An 18,611-nucleotide genomic window follows, 5' to 3' on the forward strand; every position below is an offset into this window, starting at 1 on the left:
GGATGGTAAGGGATCGGGACTGTTCATTCGTTAATTAAGGTTTAATATAAACATCCGTAGCATACCATTTCCCGGATTTTAATTTCAGACTTAACCTAACCGGTTCCCTGAATCCAAAATCCTCATTCGAATAAAACTGATTTACATAAGCCTTTGATCTATAAAAGAAATGCAATGGTAACACAAAACCGACATCATGAAATTTTTTATCGTACTCATAAGGCTTTGTCGTCATTACACGTGTTGCCGGGTTAATTTTTTGATAAGTCGTAGTATTCATGTAGTCTTTATAGTCAGCAGCCCCACTCATTGCTTTGACTAATATGATCTTAGTGTCATGGGAGATCCATGCGCCGACGGAAACATAAGCAATTACAAATAAAATGATCAGTGAAATAACATACCTTTTTCGTTTCATATCCAGCCCCTCCTGCAAAATTTTCTAAAAAAAAAGCAGTACAAATGCTTGAATTGTACTACTGTATCTGACTACCGAAATGTATCTTAAATAAGGAGTTACACAAGTACATATATAAAAACACCTAAACCTAGAAAAGGTTGCAAACTTTATGAATACGCGCCAATAACCAATCATGACATTGTTAAGCAAAACCGGTCAACTGGTTTAAGAGGACCTGTCCGGTATCAATTCACGAAGTATCAAAAATGGGCCGCCACCAATTTGGTGGAGCCCTATCCCTATGGAGTACATGATTGATCTCCGCCCCGGATTTCCGAAGACAACTTGCCGCAAAAATGATGTAATATCTACATCCCCCTACCTCCCGGCTCCTCCCACTTCTCCCTCAAACCTTTCAAATCCTCGACAAAAAACCTTAGCAAATTCGGTCTTCTTCTTACGGCCAGCGGGTGATAGGTAAAACCGATCGGGATCCCCTGGAACTCATGCCAGCTCCCCCGCAGCTCCTTGACGGTGGCATGCTCCTTCTCCGGGAATAATCCTTCAACCACGACATTGCCAAAGCCAAATAGGACAAGCGGTTGCTTCTGAAGGAGCTGCGCCTGCAGATGCGGCAGGCATGCTGCACGGGTGGCAGGCTTATCGTAAGCGCGGATTGGCCGGCGTTTCAGCAAATAAGTGACGTATACCGAGTGGATATCGATCCCCGCTTCCCTCATGCCGAGTTGGAGGGTTTCCCGGGTCCCGCACAAGAACGGATTGCCTTCCCGATCCTCCCGGGCTCCCGGGTTATCCAGAATCAACATCAATGAGCTCTGCGGATTCCCTTCCCCCCAGATGATGCGATTCCGCTGTTTGCACAATTCGCAGCGTTCACAATGCTGCATATCCTCGGGCGCTTGCTCTTCTGGCAAGATGACGCAGGATTGACCCATTTCCTTAGACACGCAATCCCCTCCTTTCCGATAACAAGCACTGGTTCCATTATGCCCACCTATAGTTAAAACTTGATCTCACCTATGGTTCGGACACCCGAAATAATGAGACCCTACCAAAAAAATCGTGCCTGTTCATCGGTTCATGATCTTCGATAGAATAAAGATGCTCCTTATTGTAAGCGTTTTCCGATGCGTGCTTATAACAGGAGAATCCACGATTAAGGGAGGGTATTTATGAAGCGATCTCACTATCACTCTACGGAAAGGCGGTTTAGGCGTAAGGGCCTGGGCTTGTTCTTGGCAATTGTGCTGCTGGTTAGTCTCGGTCTCATGCCGGCGTCGAAGGTTCAGGCAGCCGAAGAGGCTGGGACCACCATTACCTCGATGTCTTACTTTTCCGCGGCAGACGGACCGGTCATCACAAAATCAGGGGTTGGCCAGGCCAGCTATGGTTTTGTCATGCCGGTCTTCAACGGAGGCGCCGCCACTTGGAATGATGTTGCCCAAGACCTGGGGGTAAAGGTGAAGGTGAACGGCAGTTGGGTTGATATCGACAGTGTCGGCAGCTTTGTCTATAACCAGAACTGGGGGCACTGGAACGACGGCGGCTTTACCGGCTATTGGTTCACCCTCTCCGCAACAACGGAGATTCAGCTGTACTCCAAAGCGAATGGGGTGACGCTGGATTACAGGCTGGTCTTTCAAAACATCAACAAAACGACCATCACGGCAATGACCCCGACCCAAGGGCCGCAAATTACAGCAGGTTTTACGGGCGGTGCGGGCTTCACCTATCCGATCTTTAACAATGATCCAGCCATCACCTATGAAGCCGTCGCGGACGATTTGAAGGTGTATGTAAAGCCCGTCAACAGCAGCGAATGGATCGATATCGACAACAATGCCGCCAGCGGCTGGATCTATGATCAGAACTTCGGTCAATTCACCGATGGAGGCGGCGGCTACTGGTTTAACGTCACGGAGTCGATCAACGTCAAATTGGAATCGAAGACCTCTTCCGCTAACATCGTGTATACCATCACCTTTAACGAGCCCGTAAGAAATTCATATGTGCTTACGCCTTATGAAGGAACGACCTTTACAGCCGATGCGAGCGGCGCTATCGGTATTCCGCTGCCCAAGATTGATGGAGGCGCGCCAATCGGCACGGAGCTTGGCAATTTCGTATACCAGATTAACATCAACGGGCAGTGGGTGGATCTGGACAACTCGAGCCAGAGCGGATTTGTATACTCGGCGAACGGCTACAATAACATGTCCCCTGCCAATCAGTGGGGGTACTGGGCCGATCATATCTATGGTCTGTGGTTCCAGCCGATCCAAGAGGACATGCAAATCCGTATCGGCTATCCATTAAATGGGCAGGCAGGTGGAAGCGTGGGCAGCAATTACGTTAACTACACCTTGATCGGGAATCCCGATGCTCCTCGTCCGGATATCACCGATCAGGAGGATATTCCGATCGGATCGCCAAGCGATCCAACCATCGCGGGCATGAATCTGATCTGGCAGGATGAGTTTAACGGGACGACGCTGGATAACAGCAAATGGAATTATGAAACAGGGTATTATCTCAATGATGATCCGAATACCTGGGGTTGGGGCAACTCGGAGCTGCAGCACTATACCAATAGTGCGCAAAATGTTTTTGTACAGGACGGAAAGCTCAATATTAGAGCCTTGAACGAGCCAAAATCCTTCCCGCAGGATCCTAATCGGTATGCACAATACTCCTCCGGGAAGATAAACACCAGGGATCATTTTTCCCTCAAGTACGGTAGAGTGGACTTCCGTGCCAAGCTGCCAACCGGCAACGGTATCTGGCCTGCGCTCTGGATGCTTCCGCAGGATAATGTGTATGGAACATGGGCATCCTCCGGTGAGATCGATGTGATGGAAGCAAGAGGACGCTTACCTGGCGTGACGAGCGGCGCGGTTCACTTCGGCGGGCAATGGCCGACGAACCGGCATCTTTCCGGCGAATACCACTTCCCGGAAGGGCAGACCTTTGCCAATGACTATCATGTCTATTCGGTCGTCTGGGAAGAAGACAATATTAAATGGTATGTAGACGGCAAGTTCTTCTTTAAAGTGACCCGGGATCAATGGTATTCGGCAGCAGCGCCGAACAATCCGAACGCCCCGTTCGATCAGCCGTTCTACCTCATTATGAACCTGGCGATTGGCGGAACCTTCGACGGCGGCCGGACCCCGGATCCGTCCGATATCCCTGCAACGATGCAGGTGGACTATGTCCGGGTGTACAAGGAAGGAGACGGCGGGGGCCAGAATCCTGGAAACGTGCCCGTTACCGGCGTAACGGTGAATCCAAGCACGGCGCAGGTGGAAGTCGGGCAAAGCGTTCAGCTAAACGCCAATGTAGCGCCTTCCAATGCAACGAATAAGCACGTGACGTGGTCGGTTGCGAACGGCAGCACGGCATCCGTAAGTCCGAGCGGTCTCGTGACCGGGCTCGCTCCGGGCACGACAACCGTCACGGCGACAACCGCGGACGGAAATAAAACCGCCAGCTCCACCATCACCGTTGTACCGCCTCCTTCCACCGTCATCGTCATCGGCGATGAGGTGAAGGGATTGAAGAAAATCGGCAATGACCTGCTGTTCTATGTTAACGGCGCCACCTTTGCCGACTTGCACTATAAGGTCAACAACGGCGTGCAGCTAAACGTAGCCATGACCCCTACGGGGAACGGCAACTACACTTACCCTGTCAATAATCTAAAGCATGGGGATACGGTTGAGTATTTCTTTACCTATAACCCAGGGCAAGGAGCACTGGATACCCCTTGGCAGACGTATGTGCATGGGGTGACGGAGGGGACACCGGAATAAGCGGTATGAGCGGGTAGAGGGAAAATCGATGCCTGCTTTAGGGTTGCTTGAGCGTGGTAATGATATAAAATCAGGGCTCCCACCAGTTTGAGGGAGCCCTGATTTTATGGGAATGAATTGGTTTATCCTGTAACCCCCCTCTAAATTTACAATCCCACTATTGGATTGTCAACAGTAAATCAGACAGCATTTTTAAGGGCTGCATGGCGATACTGAACCGGTGTCATGTATCCTAGTGTTCCATGAATCCGATGCTTGTTAAACCAGTTAACATAATCGTATAATTCCAGTTCCAGATGACGAAGACTCTGGAAGTTCATCTGGTTCACGAACTCTGTTTTCATAATCTTGTAGGTCGCTTCCGCCACAGCGTTGTCGTAGGGGCAGCCTTTCATGCTCAGGGATCGGCCAATTTCAAATGTCTCCAAAAGTGCATCCATCTTTTGATTTTTAAACTCACTGCCACGGTCGGTATGGAACCATTGAATCTGAGATAAATCACCCTGAACCGTTGCAAAGGCACGAGAAACCAACACGGCATCCTTATGAGGGCCTACACTATGGCCGATGATCTCTCGATTGAACAGGTCGATAAGTACACAAATGTAATGCCACCGGTTCTGAACTTTCACATACGTCAGATCGCTGACAACGACTCGTTTAGCCTCCGTTTGATCGAATTCGCGATTCAGCGTATTGGCTGTAGACGCTTCATTACACGCGGACTTAAGGGGTTTATATTGCGACACGGTGTACGTAGAAACAAGTCCCTGCTCTTTCATGATCCGGCCAATTCGACGTCTGGAGACGACGAAACCACGTTCCTGGAGCTTGACTTTAATCTTGCGTGTACCGTAAGCTTTTCGATTCTTATGGAAAATGTCCGCAATCGCTTCGGCGACATCGTCTTCGCTCGTTTGTTCTTTCGCTTCATAGTAAAACGTACTTCTTGCGATTTGCAGGACGTCGCACATTGCTGATACCGAGTATTTATCACGGTTGTTCTGGATGATAGCTACTTTCGTCCCATGATCAGCGCGGCTTGCTTTAAAATATCCACCTCCATTTTCAGACGCTGGTTCTCCTTTCGCAAGGCAATCAGCTCATTGTCTTCGGAGGAGCGATTGTCCTTCTCCTTGAAGGAACCCGTTGTTTGGGCTTGTTTGATCCAGCGGTCTAAAGCGGAGGCTGTGAGGTCATATTCCTCCACGATCGCTGCTCTGGATTTTCCGTTTTCATAGAGTTCTACCATTTGTTTTTTGAATTCTGCTGTAAAGGTACGTCGTTGTTGTTTTGGCATTGTAGAGATCCGCTCCTTAGGATGATAGGTTTATTCTACAAGCCCTCATTTTTATTGTCCAACTAAGTGTAGACGATCCACTATAAAGATTATCCCCTTCAGTACACTTATTGCGTAGTTATATAGATCGGCCATTTAAAGCAAATTCCCCATCAATTGATTTGTCTACTATATTAATTCAGAAAGCCACTTGGACATATTTGTTGAAATAGTATATTTTTTCATTTAAATAATATTCGTAGTGGGTTAATATGGAAATGATTAATTACTGATGATTTGAGGTGCAACATGCAGGACAATAGAAAACCTCTAACTGAAAATGAAAATCTTATTCTCTTCTCAGAGGTTGAAGGAATATGTCCTCTATGTGCAAAAAGTCTCATATACTCTAAAGGTGGTAGGCAATACAAAATTTTCGAAGGAGCCCATATTTATCCGTTAAACCCCAGCACTCATGAAATTTCACTTCTAAAAGATGAAGAAAAGTTGAGTGAAGATGTCAATGATATAAATAATTATATTGCTCTTTGTAGAGACTGTCATAGAAAATTTGATAATCCAAGAACAGTCGCAGAGTACCGAAAATTATTATCCATAAAGAAGCAGTTTATAGCAAGGAATGAGAATAGAAAACAATATTCAAATTACCAAATTGAGTACGAGATTAAAGCCATTTTAACAACATTAGCTAGTGACATTGACTGGATACTTGAGCCCGAAACACTTAATTTAGATGCAATAAAAGTGGATGAAAAAGCAAACGGTACTTTATCAAGACTTACAAAAAGGAAAATAAAGTCAGATGTAGCTGAATATTATTTATTTATTAAGGAGCAGTTTACAGAGCTTGACAAAACTAATGGAGATACTTTTGAAACTATTGCTACACAGGTAAAAGCTTTTTATATGGTGTTGAAAAAAGCCGGCCATACCCAGGAGGATATATACCAAAATTTATCTGAGTGGTTAAGCAAAAAGACAGAAAACAGCTCTTTAGAAGCTTGTAAAATTGTAATATCATTTTTTGTTCAGAACTGTGAGGTGTTCTCATGATTGTGCCTAACAAAATCATCTCATTTGAGAACTCCATTATTAATAGAATGCTAATTATTTTAGAAATGTTGCGTATAAATAAAAATTATAGAGTGGCAGATTTGTTTGTTGAGCTTGGTCCTGAATTTGAAGGGATTGATGAATTCATTTATTCTCTCGATGTACTTTTTTTATTAGATGTTATTGATCTTGACACAGATAGTGGGGTCATACAATATGTTAAAACAGATTCGATGTGATGTTTTTAGAGAAAAAACAATCGATTTCCATCCAGGTTTAAATGTTGTTTTAGGAGATAATCAAGGGTCAAACTCAATTGGAAAATCGACGCTGTTAATGATCATAGATTTTATTTTTGGAGGAACTTCTTACACTGAATACAATAACGATGTGATGAGGGAATTGGGTGATCATGAATTTCAATTTTTCTTTGAATTTAGTACTGAGAAGTTTTTCTTTATTAGAGGTACAGTGAACCCAAAAGAAGTATATGAATGTAATGAAAGCTTCGATAAGATAAATACCATGACGCTAGAAGAATATTTGAAGTTCCTAAAAAAACAATACTCGTTGCCCTCGGAACATCTATCTTTCCGATCAGCAGTAAGTCTATATTCAAGGATTTGGGGAAAACATAATCTGGACGTAAAAAGACCTCTCCACACTTTTCCTAAGGAGAGAAACGCCGATACCGTAGTAAGATTTCTTCTACTGTTTAATGCTTATGATAACATCATTCATGAAGAAAAAAAGTTGAAATTACTTAAAGATTCACGCCTTACTCTTAATAAAGCAGGCAAATATGATTATGTGCCAAAGATCACAAAAACTAAGTATGAAAAAAATCTTAAAGAGATAGAAGAAATTGAAGAAAAAATTACAGATATTAAAGAGAATATTTATAAAGTTGCACTTAACATAAGTGACTTTGTTTCAGAAGAACTCTTTAACTTACAAAAGGAAAAGAATAAATTAATCAAGGAACGCGATTACTTTAGAACAAAACTGATCCGTATTAATAAGAATCTTAAAAATAAGCATGTAGATCAAAAATTTGAAAAATTGGTTGAGTTTTTTCCAAATGTTAACTTAGAAAAATTAATGAATATTGAGAGATTTCACGAAAATATATCAAAGATTCTTGCTGAGGAGTTAAAAAAAGAAAAAAGGCGACTGGAGTTAGAAGTTAATTTTTTTGATGAACAGATCAGTAAAATTGATTCCACTATGAATTCGCTTCTCAGTAATGATGGGCAATCTAACCACTTAATTGAGCATTTGTTTGATTTATCAACAAGACTTAGAAGCATCGAACTCGAAAATAAAATTTACCTAAAATCGCAGAATATAAAAAAAGATATAGAAACAACTGAAACCGATATTAGCGAAAAAAAGGTGCAAAGTATTGAAAAAGTCACTGATTTGGTGAACACTAAACTATTGACAATTAATGACTCAATTCATAATGAAAGCAGGCGTTCACCGAAATTAGAATTATTGGAGAAGGACTATAATTATAAAATATTTGATAATACTGGGACTGGAAAGGCATATACAAATTTATTAATTTTGGATCTTGCCGTCTTTGAACTTACTAAACTCCCCATTCTAATACATGACTCAATTCTATTTAAAAACATCGAAGATAATGTTGTTGAAAACATAATCAAGATTTATAATCAAAAATCCACTAGACAAATTTTCATTGCAATAGACACTATAGATAGATACTCTGAATATACACAGATAATTTTAACGGAACAAAAGGCAATTTCGTTATCGAGAGACCGTCTGTTATTTATTAAAGACTGGCGTTGATGATCATAAAAACAAGGAATCAATCATCGACTCCTTGTAATAGTATCTGTGATAATACAACGTATAATACCAACTTAACTTGAATAATGTAAAAGGGAGCTGCCGCAGCAGCTCCTTTTAACTCTCCAAGCTTTAGTCGACCCTCTCGGACCATGACTCTCCCTCTTAACTCAACTGATCATCCAGCATAACGTCTATAACTTTCAGTATCCTCTTCTGCTCAGCCTCACTCCTGCTTCGGAGCCTGTCCACAATTTCTGTGAGTGTAGACTCCCGTTCCTCTCCACTCACAGGCTGGATATAACTAAAGAACTCCACCATCGAGAGATCGAGTGCATTCGTAATTTTAGCGAGTACCACAACAGAGCATACTTTTTCAGAACGTTCTAGCTTACCAATATAAGTTTCGTGTACCTCCGCCTTACTTGCAAGCTCCTCCTGGCTTAGTCCACGTTGTCTTCGGAAGTGCCGAATGCCCTCCCCCACCATCCTCATCAAATCATCCATAGCAATCACCCTAAGCAAACCATAGACCAGCCATATAACCACTCCAAGATACTATAGGGTTTTGTTTTATAAAATATACCCTATAGGGATTGTATTTTGATATAATAAGATTGCCCTATACTTCCAAAAATAAAACTCCTTGGCTCAAAACGTGGCGCATGGAGCTTAAGAAAGGAATGATTCCAATTAGAGTCCAATGTATTTTCCCCGACAACTCAACGGCGAATATTTACATATCCGAAATTGGAGAATTTCTACGTCTTACAAGGTTGGTAGGCGGAATAACAATGGAAGGAACCTATTATAGGGTGGCCCATACAGAGCTAATTGTCGAAAAAGAAGGCTACTATATTTCAATGCAATTGAAGAAGCACAGGCATGTGCAATAAAAACCCGTCCGATACCCCCTACAACCACTGTATTTCAACAAAGTCAAACAACCTGAGCCCCTATGAATACCGGACTCAGGTTGCTATTTTTTTTACTTGTAGACTACTATCCATTTGCTTGGAGTCAAGCCAACATAGGTGCCTCCTAGGCCTTCTTCACAAACTCCGACTTCAGCTTCATCGCTCCGAAACCATCGATTTTGCAATCAATATTATGATCCCCATCGATCAGGCGAATGTTTTTGACTTTGGTGCCGATCTTCACGACCGATGACGTTCCCTTTACTTTCAGGTCCTTGATAACGGTAACCGAATCTCCGTCCCGCAGCATATTGCCGTTGGCATCTTTTACGACTTTCTCGTCCTCAGCAGTTTCTTGACTGGATCCCGGACTCCACTCATGAGCACATTCCGGGCACACCAGCAAGCTCCCGTCCTCATACGTGTATTCGGAATTGCATTTCGGACAATTAGGCAGGTTAGACAATGTTCATATTCTCCATTCATGATCATAATCGAATCTCTAACATACTGACATGGCTTCATCCGATCGTCAAGCACATCAGCTATCAACGTATTGAATTTATTCTTGACCTTCTCATTAGTGTCATACTTTAGAATTCGATCCGAAGGCAATATTTCTTCAAATACGAGGGGAACCAGTATGGCATCATCGTTGATTCTGGCTTGTTGTGATTAACGAAAGGAGTGAAAGGAAATGAACAAAAAGATTATTCAGGACCTTACAGCGGTTTCGGTCATCGGCCTTGGAAACATGGGAGTGGCACTTGCAGAAGCTTTCCTGAAAGGCGGTCACCCCACAACCGTATGGAACCGCTCGGCGAATAAAGCCGATGGACTGGTTGCAAAAGGCGCTGCGCTTGCGGCTACCTTTGCTGATGCGGTAGCGGCTAGTCCCGTGGTGATCATATGCCTATCCACTTACGAAGTTATGCATGAACAGCTCTCCCCATTAACCGATGAACTTTCCGGTCGAGTCCTAGTCAACCTCACGAGTGGAACTCCAGACCAAGCTCGTAACACAGCCATCTGGGCAGCTGAGCGAGAAGTCGAATATCTCGACGGAGCCATCATGGCAGTACCCCAGCTAATCGGGCTGCCGGAAACCCTCATCTTCTACGGAGGCTCCAAGACTCTCTTTGAAGCTCACGCGCCGCTGTTACGGGTTTTCGGAGGCAATGCGGCTTATCTTGGCGATGATCATGGTGCCCCATTGTTGTACGATCTGGCGCTGCTCACCATGCTGTATGGATCCGTGTACGGATACCTCCATGCCCACGCCTTCTTGAGTACGGCAAACATATCGCCAACAGCTTTCCTCCCGTTTGCAACGAATTGGGTCAACCATGTAATTGCCCCAAGCATAACCAACCCCGATAGCGCACGTGCACTCGAGGAGCGCAATTACGCGACCGACGTGTCCAACCTGAATACCAACAAATTAGGGCTGGAACACATTATTCGCGCCAGCAAGGAGCTGGATATCCCGGCAGAGTGGTTAAAGCCCCTGCACGCTATTGCTGCGCAGCAAGTCGCTGAAGGCTACGGCAATGATGCATTTGAACGAGTCTTCGAGGCTTTGCGGAAATCCTGATGGGCCAATCATCGAAATACAGGAAGAAGAGGATTCTGTTTCAAGCAGAATCCTCTTCTTATCTCAATGGATCGGTTCCATTCCCTAATCCGGTATGTTTCCTGACCGTGTTCCTACCTCATAAGAAGGAAGCACATGATCATACATGAGATGCAGCGTCATCCCCGTCGCCGCATGATCGAGGTTATGACAGTGGTCCATCCACATGCCCGGGTTATCCGCGATAAAGCCGACCTCATACGATTCACCCGGCATGACGTTTAACGTATCGGTCAGCCACGGCGTGGCCACCTTCTTGCCGTTCTTCTTCAGCACCGTCATATGATGCCCGTGCAGATGCATCGGATGCTCGCCCAAGCTTCGATTCACGAACGTCGTTTTGACCCTGTCGCCCTCTTTGACGACGAAGGTTGGAACCCGGGGATACACCTCCCCGTTGATCGTCCATAGGAAATTAATCTGGCCGTTGTAAAATCCCATTCGGTTGCCGAGAATCATATGGAATTCCCGATCGAATTTGTCCTCTGCCGTAACCTCATTCATGACGGGCTTCCCGTAATCAGACGGGTCAAACTCAGCAGATTCAGCCTGAAAGACCGGTCTCTCTGGACGGCTCCCGGCATAAAACACGGTTCCCGGGTTGCCCTCGTTCCTTCTATTGACGAGTTTAAAGAAGACCGGACGATCCGGCATCGTGAAGACCACGTCGTATCGGCCCCCCGCCCCGAGCCGAAAAGCCGTTTGGTCGGACAAGGGCTTGGGGTCTTGAATCCGCATGCCGTCGATACTGGTGATTCGGAATTCGGTTCCTTGAAGCAGGAATTTTTCCGAATAGTTATATGCGTTGATGATCCGCAGCTTCACGGTATCCCCCGGCTTCACCTGCTTCCACTGGAACTCGTCTTGGTTTCCAAATGCTTTCCGACGGCCTTGGTCGGTCTCCCATTGATGGTTAATCAAGGTTATCTCTTCATCATAACTTTCCGTTTCCTGTTTCGGCTCGACGATCAGGGTGCCGAACAGCCCTCTCACGACTTGCTCCGCCGCTTGCTGATGCGAGTGAAACCAGTAGGTTCCTTCCTGATTGGCCCGAAACTTGTAAGTGAATGATTGCCCGGGTTTAACGACATTTTGTGTCATCCCCGGCACGCCGTCCATCGCATTCGGCACGTTATAGCCATGCCAATGAATGGTGACTCCGCGATCGATATCTTGATTGACGAGCTTCACTTCAATCATTTCGCCTTGCTTCACTCTGAGCTCGGGAGCGATCTCTCCATTATATGTCCAGGCATCGATGACTGCCCCGGAAGCGAGTGTCACCTTCTTCTGCTGTGCCACCAGCTCAAATGTCCGATCGGCGGGCTCCGAAATATCCCCGGTGAGCGACGCTACTTCGACTTGGCTGGGATCGACCGAAGCCGACGCATGATGAGCTTGATGCTGCTGATGATTGGAGCTTCCCGACATAAGCGTAGGGGCGCCGCCTCCCTCGTCAATCCAGTCGTGATTCATCATGTCGGAGGCTTCCGGCAGCTTGGAGACCTGGACTCCGACCAGTACGTTGGCAACCAGAAGGGTTATAGCCACCATGGCCGTGAGCAGACCTGCCGATACAAAGCTTATAAGCCTGGCACCAAGCCCGCGCCGAAGTGGTTTCCCCTGCTTCAACTTCGAGTATCTTCTATTTGCAAAAATCGCCGGCACAAGCAATAGAAGCGCAACCACCAAGTAGCGGGAGCCGATCTGAGATAGGCTTGGAAGAACCGGCTGGACAAAGAACGTACTGAGCGCGGAGATGCCGGATACGAGCGCAGCCGCTAAAAAGGATATTGATATGGAAGGCTGGGCCACTGCTTCCAGTGCTGCTGGCGTCGGCGGTTCTCCGCCGGCATTGCGTAAGCTTTTCAACCGGGGGAGAATCGCTCCAGCGATATACAACTGAGGAATCAATGTCAACGGGATGAGCATTTTGACCGTCCCCTCCACAAACAACCAGCCGTCCTTGATGAGTTGGAGGGTGATTACTCCGTACCAGGCAGCGCTCAGTACAAAAGCAATGCCTGCCACCCAGAGCAAGAATGTGCTCTTATTATTCAGGCTTCGACTTGACTTGGAGTAGGGAAGGCCTGCTGCCGCAATGGCGGCGATTCCCCACAACAGGGTCATAACGACCGTAATGATGATGCTGAATATGGTTTCGAACATGCTGTTCACTCCTTTTAACCGGGGCTTCGTAAGCCTCACGCCCGGTATCCTTTTCTTGATGGTTGACCTGTAGCATTTGTCCCCATCTGCCAAACGTTATCTTTGATGACCATATTACTAGCGAAATGTTGCGAACTTGTGGTGAAGGTATTTACAGATTGTGAAAGCACCCATATTCTTTAAGTAGCTATCAAAATGGATAAGTCTGGGAGTGTAGGAATGGGAATCAAATTGCTAATCGTTGAGGATGAAACAAAAATTGCGTCGCTCATGGAATCGTACCTTCAAGCAGAGGGATATGACGTACTGACCGCGATGGACGGAAAAACCGCCCTGCAGCTGTATGCGCAGCATAAACCGGATATCGTGATCTTGGACTGGATGCTTCCGCAATTGAACGGGCTGGACACCTGCCGACAGCTTAGACAGTCAGGGTCCCCAGGGATCATCATGGTTACGGCCAAGTCGGAGGAGGCTGACAAAATCGTGGGCCTCGAAATGGGCGCGGACGATTATCTGACAAAGCCCTTCAGCTTGAGAGAGCTGTCCGCGCGCATCCGTTCCTTATTGCGGCGCATGAACCACACAGGAAATGACGAGGCCGATACTGTGCTTCGAAGAGGGGATCTGACGATTGATGAGAGCAGCCTGCAGGTTTTTATTGGCGGTCAGGAGCTGCATCTCACACCGACCGAATTCAAGCTCTTGCACCTGCTGGCGTCAAAGCCCGGGCGGGTGTACAGCCGCATGCAGCTGCTGCGGCATGCCTTCGAGGAGGAATTCATCGTCGACGAACGGACGGTAGACTCCCATATTAGCAAGCTGCGGAAGAAGATGGAGAAGGACGGCCGGGCGGCCGATTATATTCAGACGGTCTACGGCTTCGGCTACCGATTCGGGGCAGAACATGAAAATTAAAACCAGGCTGACCCTGTCGATGGGCGGATTGATCGTGTTGATTATGCTCGTCCTGCTTGCCGTCACGCATGTGCAGTTTTATATCACCCGCGATTTGGCATATCTGGAGGAGAAGGATGCCTTTGAAGCCTTGAGGATGGAGTTTGAGCAATATTACCGGAGTCACGGCAATTCTTGGGAGGACGTAGAAAGCGCAAGCTTTGAATCCGCTGCCCCCTTTGTCGAAATCGTGTTGTCCGCCGAGGAGCAGGCCTTATATCAGCAAGGAAGTTTAAGCGTAGATAAGCTCCGCGGTGACGGCTACATGCTGGCGCTTGGTCAGGGGGACCAGAGGATCGGCAGACTGTATGTAATGAACGAGCGGCAGTCCAAAATCTACGAGTTCAAAACCATGTGGTACGGCATGCTGCCGAATATCGGGATTGCTTCGCTGCTGATTACCGGCATTGCCGCGCTGCTGATCATCCTGTTGTTGTCGTGGCGGCTGACAAGCCCTATACGCAAAATCATTAGCGGGATCGGGGCCATCAAACAAGGCGGCGCACCCATAGTCTTACCCGCGCATCGGAAGGATGAATTCGGCGCGATTTCCAAGGCCCTTCTTGAGATGAACGATTCGCTCGCGGAGGCGGAGCGCACCCGAAAACAGCTGATGTCTGACGTCGCCCATGAATTGAAAACCCCGCTGATGATCATCCAAGGGGAATTGGAGCTGGCGCACGAGACGGGCTCTCCCCTCACTGCCGCGAAGCAAGCCTCGATTCTTGATGAAGTTTTGCGGTTATCGCGATTGGTTCATGAAGTGCTGGATCTGTCCCGGCTTGAAGCCGGCATGACGGAGCTGCACCCGAAAGAGGAGAACCTGGTTGCGCTGCTGGAGGACTTACTGACGAAAACCCGGTTCATGGCCGAGGACAAAGAAATCCAGCTGTCCTTGCATGCTGAAGAGCCGATGATCCCCGTCTCGGTGGAGAAATCCCGTATTCTTCAGGCGCTGTACAACATCCTGACGAATGCCGTGTACTATACGAAGACCGGCGGACACATCCGCATTCATGCGGAAACGGTGCACCTGCCTGACCGGCAGCAGCGCTACGCCCGAATCCGGGTTGAAGACAACGGCACCGGCATCTCCGAGGCGGATCTTCCCCATATCTTCGACCGTTTCTATCGGGCGGACCATTCCAGGGCTCGTCCCGGCGGCGGAACCGGACTGGGCCTCGCGATTGCGCAGCATAATATCCTTGCTCATCAAGGCTTCATCGAGGTGGAAAGCGTGGTCGGCGAGGGCTCGGTGTTCACGATCTGCTTGCCGCTTGAGGATTAGGGCCAGAGGGACTTGTATAACAAAGCCGCAGCATCCGTGCTGCGGCTTTCATAATTATAGGAATATTACTTCGGCTTTGCGAAGAGACGTGCACGGAAGGTTACCTCGGTCCCTTCCCCCAACGTGCTCTTGATAAGCAGTCCTGTTCCGAAGTGCCGTTTTAAGCGCAGATCCGTATTGATTAGCCCGACTCCTGCGTGCTCTGCCCGCCTTTCCAGGATCCGCTGCAATTGAGCTTCGTCCATTCCGACGCCATCGTCTTGGACCATGATTTCTGCATAGGTTGTATGGAGCGAAATCCGAATCCAGATGGTTCCCCCGCGAGTCTGCTTCATAATGCCGTGTCTGATCGCATTTTCAACTAAAGGCTGGACCGATAGAAACGGGATGTTTACTGGTAAGGAGTCGTCTACCTCCCAAACAACCTGCAGCCGCTCTCCAAACCGAACCTGTTCAATATATAGATATGAGCGCACCATGCTAAGCTCCTCTTCCATCGGAACAAGTCCTTCCGTATCCTGGAACCTGAATTTACTCCTCAAAAAGTGACTGAACTCATCCAGTAAATTTCGCATCTTATCTAAATCAATGCCGCTTAACGCCGTTATAGCATTTAATGCATTGAATAAGAAATGAGGCTGGATTTGAGCTTGCAGCCATGCAGCCTCCAATCTCAATTGCTCCCGAACCGTTTGCTTAATCATCGTTAGCGCTTGAATCCGCGATCTTATTTCTAATGCTTCCACCGGCTTCGTTACATAATCGTTGGCTCCCGCCAAAAAGCCGCTTTGGATATCCTTCGGTTGGCTTCTTGCGGTAAGGAGCAGAATAGGCAGCTCGGTAAGCGTAAACCGCTCACGAATCCTTCGTGTCAGCTCATAACCGGACATCTGCGGCATCATAATATCAGTAATAACCAGATCCCATTCCTTCCTATCCAGGAGAGCCAACGCTTCTTTACCGCTCGTTGCCATCGTAAGGTCATATTCGCCTGTCGGCAGGATCGCTTCCAGCACTCGAAGATTGACAGGGTCGTCATCAACGATTAATAGGAGCGGACGATGATTGCTCATTCCAGGTAAAGTTGCTGGTTTCGCTGCCGGCGGGGTGATCCCCTCTTGTTCCAACCCGGTCCAGGCCGTCTCCCGAACCGGCATGGATTCTAAGGTTAATGCTTCGAATAAGCTAGAATCACTTGGCTTCTGCTCCGCATCCACCTCCGCCAGCTCTAACGAAAATGTAAACTCCGATCCTTCTCCTAACACGGAGGACACCTCTAACGCACCCCCATGAAGCTCAATGAGCTGCTTGCTTATACTTAAACCTAATCCAAAGCCGCCTTCAATCATGGTCTCGCTCGCGCTTGCTTGCTCATACGGAAGAAATAGACGCTTCAGCATGGCTTCATCCATTCCGATCCCCGTATCGGCAATGGTGATATAAGCTATTCCGTCCTCTGCATAGGCTTGGATCGAAATGACGCCTTCATTTGTATATTTCACCGCATTATGAAGCAAATTGAACACGATTTGAATGACCCGGTTCTCATCCGCCACGATGGGAGGAAAATCTTCAGGTATCTGATTTACGATTTTGACAGACTTCACGTCTGCGTTAAATTGCAGCATATCCATGACGCCGGTCACAATCGGTTGAATTGATACGGCCTTCTTCTGTAGACGCGGATTCCCTTCCCGTAAGCTCATCACATCCATCAGATCATTTAAGATGAGCGTCAGCCGCCGTCCTACAGCCAGCACCGTTTCAAGCTCTTTGATGCTTCGATCCTGCAACAAATGTCGCTCCCTGCTCAAAACGGTTTGTGACATATTAAGAATGCTGTGGAGCGGATTTTTAAATTCATGCGAAGTGTTCGCCAGAAATTGATCTTTATGGTCATTCACTCTTTGCAAGGTTGCGGCAATCTCCTTGGTGTGAGCATGCATGTTGAAATAATCCTTAAACCATACGGAGGCCAAGCACCCCATCGAAATGATCAGGTCGAACGGATAGTGGGCAATGCTCAACCCGCTCTCCCGCAAGAATAAGGACCACAGGAAATGGTGAACCAGCGCTAGTATCGAAAAAAGCAGTAACAGATGGCTTTTAATATCCTTGATTACTTTTTTAAAGATGGCAATAATCGTGATCACGGCTGCTGCACAGCCCAAAAGAAAATAAACTGGGAAGAGCATGATCACCTGATGAGGAGCCAACAACAACGTAACAGCGGCCGTCCCCAGATTCATCACGGCATAAACAGGATACACCCTGTTCCAATAAGGGAGCTCCCGATGATTCGTACATTGCAACAGCGCATAGCTTCCGATCATGAAAAGGGCATTAGCTAGCCGAAAATCCCAATCGCTGCCGATGTAAAATAATTGGTGAAACAGCTTCTCATCACTGCTTAATACCATGGGAACTGTGATACATAGTGCCATTAATGAAAAATAAAGCAGCCTCTTATCCCTATTTCCTAGCAAGAACAAAATTAGCGCATAGACCGAATGCATAAGAAATATGACGGCACCCAGCGTCTGCATCGAGACGGAGAGCTTCATTTCCTTCGTAACGGCTTCTTCGGAACCGAATTTAACCGATCTGGCAATGCCGCCGCTTCGACTATCCACATAATTTGCCGCCTGAACCACCAGCTCGATGACCCCGTTCTCGTCTGCCGTAAAGCTTGTGGAATACGGGAGGTTCTTCGCCGTATACTCTCCCTTGGTCTTCCCCACCTGACCGGATTTAGCAAGCAGCCGGCCGTTTACATACATTTCCGAAGCAGTACGCACGCTGGGCAAGCGAATGCTATAATTCAAGTCATTGTCCGGATTTACCAAAATACGCAGGCGGTAGGATCCGAATCCATATGGCGTTTTCGCTTCACCTTCACGAGGCAAAGCTTCCTCCCATCCCCCCGGAACCGAAATCAACCTTGGCTCCGGACCGCCTGTACCTTGCTGCTTGCGTTCCGACAGCCACTCCGAGGGATAAAACTCCCACTCCCCATCAAGCAGGAGAACGCCGCTGTCTTCTGCATTCCAATGGCGCAAATCCAATTGTCCGTTCTTGATGGATACCTGCATTTGATTGGGAAGCCATTCCATCCATAACACACGCAGGCCGGATAAAATGACGAATAACAATCCGATTAACAGTACAATATGGCTCTTTTTTTTCATAAATAGCTTAGGGAGTCTTTTGCCAACAAATATCCCACTCCTAATCCCATCTCTA

Annotated in this window: 14 protein-coding genes; 7 read left to right on the forward strand and 7 right to left on the reverse strand. The window is 47.0% G+C overall.

What is annotated here, in order from left to right:
• Positions 1–34: 34 nt before the first annotated feature.
• Together NST08_RS28820 and NST08_RS28825 are read right to left on the reverse strand one after the other, a co-directional pair.
• Complete coding sequence (locus NST08_RS28820; protein ID WP_007129081.1) at positions 35–418, reverse strand: hypothetical protein; 384 nt, start codon at positions 416–418, stop codon at positions 35–37.
• Positions 419–768: 350 nt separating this feature from the next.
• Positions 769–1,356 (reverse strand): uracil-DNA glycosylase, encoded by a 588-nt coding sequence (locus NST08_RS28825; protein WP_083832606.1) that lies wholly within the window; start codon positions 1,354–1,356, stop codon positions 769–771.
• Between the two features lie 237 nt (positions 1,357–1,593).
• Here NST08_RS28825 and NST08_RS28830 point away from each other — a divergent pair, with 237 nt between their 5' ends.
• The gene (locus NST08_RS28830) at positions 1,594–4,233 is read left to right on the forward strand and encodes a family 16 glycosylhydrolase (protein ID WP_251537951.1); all 2,640 of its coding nucleotides are present in this window, start codon (positions 1,594–1,596) and stop codon (positions 4,231–4,233) included.
• A 179-nt stretch (positions 4,234–4,412) separates the two neighbouring features.
• Here NST08_RS28830 and NST08_RS28835 read toward each other — a convergent pair.
• Positions 4,413–5,533, reverse strand: a protein-coding gene (locus NST08_RS28835; protein WP_156124786.1) for an IS3 family transposase whose coding sequence is annotated in 2 segments (ribosomal slippage) — positions 4,413–5,284 and positions 5,284–5,533 — 1,122 coding nt in all. Because the reading frame shifts where the segments join, the coding sequence is not laid out codon by codon here.
• A gap of 288 nt (positions 5,534–5,821) precedes the next feature.
• Here NST08_RS28835 and NST08_RS28840 point away from each other — a divergent pair.
• The 3 genes from NST08_RS28840 to NST08_RS28850 are packed head-to-tail and all read left to right on the forward strand — an operon-like array spanning position 5,822 to position 8,404.
• On the forward strand, positions 5,822–6,586 hold the full coding sequence (locus tag NST08_RS28840) for an ABC-three component system protein (RefSeq protein ID WP_210094109.1): 765 nt from the start codon (positions 5,822–5,824) through the stop codon (positions 6,584–6,586).
• Positions 6,583–6,825, forward strand: a complete 243-nt coding sequence (locus NST08_RS28845; RefSeq protein WP_210094110.1) for an ABC-three component system middle component 7 — start codon at positions 6,583–6,585, stop codon at positions 6,823–6,825. Before NST08_RS28840 ends, NST08_RS28845 begins: the two co-directional genes overlap by 4 nt.
• A complete protein-coding gene (locus tag NST08_RS28850) occupies positions 6,803–8,404 on the forward strand; it encodes a DUF2326 domain-containing protein (protein WP_251535851.1) in 1,602 nt (533 codons plus the stop codon). The genes NST08_RS28845 and NST08_RS28850 overlap by 23 nt, the downstream gene beginning before the upstream one ends.
• Positions 8,405–8,569: 165 nt before the next feature.
• Here NST08_RS28850 and NST08_RS28855 read toward each other — a convergent pair whose 3' ends face one another.
• Positions 8,570–8,911 (reverse strand): helix-turn-helix domain-containing protein, encoded by a 342-nt coding sequence (locus NST08_RS28855; RefSeq protein ID WP_210094112.1) that lies wholly within the window; start codon positions 8,909–8,911, stop codon positions 8,570–8,572.
• Positions 8,912–9,445: 534 nt separating this feature from the next.
• Positions 9,446–9,787: a zinc ribbon domain-containing protein YjdM gene (locus NST08_RS28860; RefSeq protein WP_251535852.1), complete on the reverse strand. Its 342-nt coding sequence runs from the start codon at positions 9,785–9,787 to the stop codon at positions 9,446–9,448.
• Positions 9,788–10,018: 231 nt separating this feature from the next.
• Between NST08_RS28860 and NST08_RS28865 the strand changes: the two genes are divergently transcribed.
• Positions 10,019–10,915, forward strand: a complete 897-nt coding sequence (locus NST08_RS28865) for an NAD(P)-dependent oxidoreductase (RefSeq protein ID WP_251535853.1) — start codon at positions 10,019–10,021, stop codon at positions 10,913–10,915.
• 84 nt (positions 10,916–10,999) lie between these two features.
• On the opposite strand, the gene NST08_RS28870 is transcribed toward NST08_RS28865, so the two are convergent.
• Positions 11,000–13,123: a multicopper oxidase family protein gene (locus NST08_RS28870; RefSeq protein WP_210094115.1), complete on the reverse strand. Its 2,124-nt coding sequence runs from the start codon at positions 13,121–13,123 to the stop codon at positions 11,000–11,002.
• Positions 13,124–13,342: 219 nt separating this feature from the next.
• Here NST08_RS28870 and NST08_RS28875 point away from each other — a divergent pair, with 219 nt between their 5' ends.
• A complete protein-coding gene (locus tag NST08_RS28875) occupies positions 13,343–14,041 on the forward strand; it encodes a response regulator (protein WP_007129092.1) in 699 nt (232 codons plus the stop codon).
• The gene (locus NST08_RS28880; RefSeq protein ID WP_251535854.1) at positions 14,031–15,368 is read left to right on the forward strand and encodes a sensor histidine kinase; all 1,338 of its coding nucleotides are present in this window, start codon (positions 14,031–14,033) and stop codon (positions 15,366–15,368) included. Before NST08_RS28875 ends, NST08_RS28880 begins: the two co-directional genes overlap by 11 nt.
• A 65-nt stretch (positions 15,369–15,433) precedes the next feature.
• Here the strand turns inward: NST08_RS28880 and NST08_RS28885 are convergent, their stop codons facing one another.
• Positions 15,434–18,556, reverse strand: a complete 3,123-nt coding sequence (locus NST08_RS28885) for a hybrid sensor histidine kinase/response regulator (protein ID WP_341342583.1) — start codon at positions 18,554–18,556, stop codon at positions 15,434–15,436.
• Between the last annotated feature and the right edge of the window lie 55 nt (positions 18,557–18,611).

It is taken from the genome of Paenibacillus sp. FSL K6-1566 (assembly GCF_038050475.1).
GTDB lineage: Bacteria > Bacillota > Bacilli > Paenibacillales > Paenibacillaceae > Paenibacillus_AQ > Paenibacillus_AQ lactis.